The organism is Rhizobium leguminosarum (genome assembly GCF_004123835.1).
Classification (GTDB): domain Bacteria; phylum Pseudomonadota; class Alphaproteobacteria; order Rhizobiales; family Rhizobiaceae; genus Rhizobium; species Rhizobium leguminosarum_M.
This window is the reverse complement of record NZ_MZMU01000006.1, coordinates 2,501-5,000: the sequence shown is the minus strand read 5'-3', so window position 1 is coordinate 5,000 and position 2,500 is coordinate 2,501. Positions and strand designations below refer to the sequence as shown.

The window sequence follows — 2,500 nt, the reverse complement described above, 5'->3', positions numbered from 1 at the left end:
ACGGCCGCCGTTTACTGGGGCTTCGATTCAAAGCTTGCACCTCTCCTCTTAACCTTCCAGCACCGGGCAGGCGTCAGACCCTATACGTCGTCTTGCGACTTCGCAGAGCCCTGTGTTTTTGATAAACAGTCGCTACCCCCTGGTCTGTGCCACCCCATAATAGTTGCCTAGCATGGGGTCACGCTTCTTCCGAAGTTACGCGTGCAATTTGCCGAGTTCCTTCAACATAGTTCTCTCAAGCGCCTTGGTATACTCTACCTGACCACCTGTGTCGGTTTCGGGTACGGTCTATACGGTGGAGCTATTTCCTGGAACCGCTCCGCTGCCCATCCAATCCAATAAGAATGAACAACTTGTGCAATCCGTCACTACCACCAGGCCCACGAATATTAACGTGGTTCCCATCGACTACGCATTTCTGCCTCGCCTTAGGGGCCGGCTAACCCTGCTCAGATTAACTTTAAGCAGGAACCCTTGGTCTTTCGGCGAGAGGGTCTCTCACCCTCTTTATCGTTACTCATGTCAACATTCGCACTTCCGATACCTCCAGGAGCCCTCACGGGTCTCCCTTCATCAGCTTACGGAACGCTCCGCTACCACGTGTATTGCTACACATCCTCAGCTTCGGTGCATGGCTTCAGCCCCGTTACATTTTCGGCGCAAAGACCCTTATTTAGACCAGTGAGCTGTTACGCTTTCTTTAAATGATGGCTGCTTCTAAGCCAACATCCTGGTTGTTTTGGGATCCTCACATCCTTTCCCACTTAGCCATGACTTGGGGACCTTAGCTGGAGGTTAGGGTTGTTGCCCTTTTCACGACGGACGTTAGCACCCGCCGTGTGTCTGCCGAGTAGTACTCCCCGGTATTCGGAGTTTGGTTAGGATCAGTAAGACGGTGAGTCCCCATAGCCCATCCAGTGCTCTACCCCCGGGGGTATTCGCTCGACGCTCTACCTAAATAGATTTCGCGGAGAACCAGCTATTTCCGAGTTTGATTGGCCTTTCACCCCTAGCCACAAGTCATCCCAATCTATTGCAACAGATGCGGGTTCGGTCCTCCAGTTGGTGTTACCCAACCTTCAACCTGCTCATGGCTAGATCACTCGGTTTCGGGTCTAATGCAACAAACTAAATCGCCCTATTCAGACTCGCTTTCGCTTCGCCTACACCTACCGGCTTAAGCTTGCTTGTTACACTAAGTCGTTGACCCATTATACAAAAGGTACGCCGTCACCCTTGCGGGCTCCGACTGTTTGTAGGCATCCGGTTTCAGGTTCTATTTCACTCCCCTTGTCGGGGTGCTTTTCACCTTTCCCTCACGGTACTTGTTCGCTATCGGTCATGCACGAGTACTTAGGCTTGGAGAGTGGTCTCCCCATGTTCAGACAGGATTTCTCGTGTCCCGCCCTACTCTAGGACAATCATGATATCTACGCGTACGGGGCTGTCACCCACTACGGCCGCACTTTCCAGAGCGTTCCACTTTAATCACAATTGCCACTGGCCTGGTCCGCGTTCGCTCGCCACTACTTGCGGAGTCTCGGTTGATGTCCTTTCCTGCAGGTACTTAGATGTTTCAGTTCCCTGCGTTCGCTTCTTACACCCTATGTATTCAGGTGTAGATACCTTATCACAATGCTTGGAAACCTGAGGCGTCTTCGACGCAGTTAGTGAGTAGTGATTAGTCGGTAGTGAGCAGATTTCCTACTCACTAATCACTAATTCCTACTCACTCACGCGCCACCGGCGCATCAGATTTCCCAAGCATTTAAGGTGGGTTGCCCCATTCGGAGATCCATGGATCAAAGCTCATTCGCAGCTCCCCACGGCTTTTCGCAGCGTATCACGTCCTTCATCGCCTGTGCATGCCAAGGCATCCACCAAATGCCCTTACGACACTTAATCGTTCTCATTGCCAATGCTCATCCATATTTGAACTTCAGACCATCCGGACAATCTTGCGATTGCCGTGCGGCCAGTCCAAAAATCCGGTTACCTTTTACAACCGGATCATTTCATGATGCCATCGACGTGTTCGACAGGTCTGCTTTATTGGAGCTACGCCGAGCAGCTCGCTTGCAGCCTGTCTTAAGACCAGCTTCTCGAGATATGATCCGATACCGCGCGGTCAGGCAACGGTAATCCGATCGTCCGTCAGATGCCGTCCCTAAAGACAGCAAACAACACGCGATAAACCGCTATGCGGTTTACGCTGACGACCCAGAGTGACAAGCTTCCCTCCTACCTCCAATCCCTCCACCACATCCGGCCGGCTAGGCCATCCATGGGTTCACAGGAACTGGGCTCGGACGCCTTGGGCAGAACCCAAAACACCTGGAAGCCTCCAGATCAATCTTCTCTTCACAATGTATGCAGAACAAGCATCAGCCATAAGCCGATGCAAAACTTTTATTTCTTCAAAGGATATCTTTTTCGCCGCCAGCAACGATCCACCAAATACAGGCCAGAGGCCGTCGGCCATCATTGGCCGGTCCGTCCG

1 protein-coding gene and 1 rRNA gene (1 of these 2 only partly in view) are annotated in these 2,500 nt (G+C 52.1%); both read right to left on the bottom strand.

Annotation, left to right across the window (positions count from 1 at the left end; translation table 11 throughout):
* A 23S ribosomal RNA gene (locus B5P46_RS12350) occupies window positions 1-1,905 on the bottom strand; it reaches 977 nt to the left of the window's first position.
* A 385-nt stretch (window positions 1,906-2,290) separates the two neighbouring features.
* Entirely contained in the window at window positions 2,291-2,485 is a 195-nt protein-coding gene (locus B5P46_RS34415; RefSeq protein ID WP_164986484.1) for a hypothetical protein, read from the bottom strand.
* Between the last annotated feature and the right edge of the window lie 15 nt (window positions 2,486-2,500).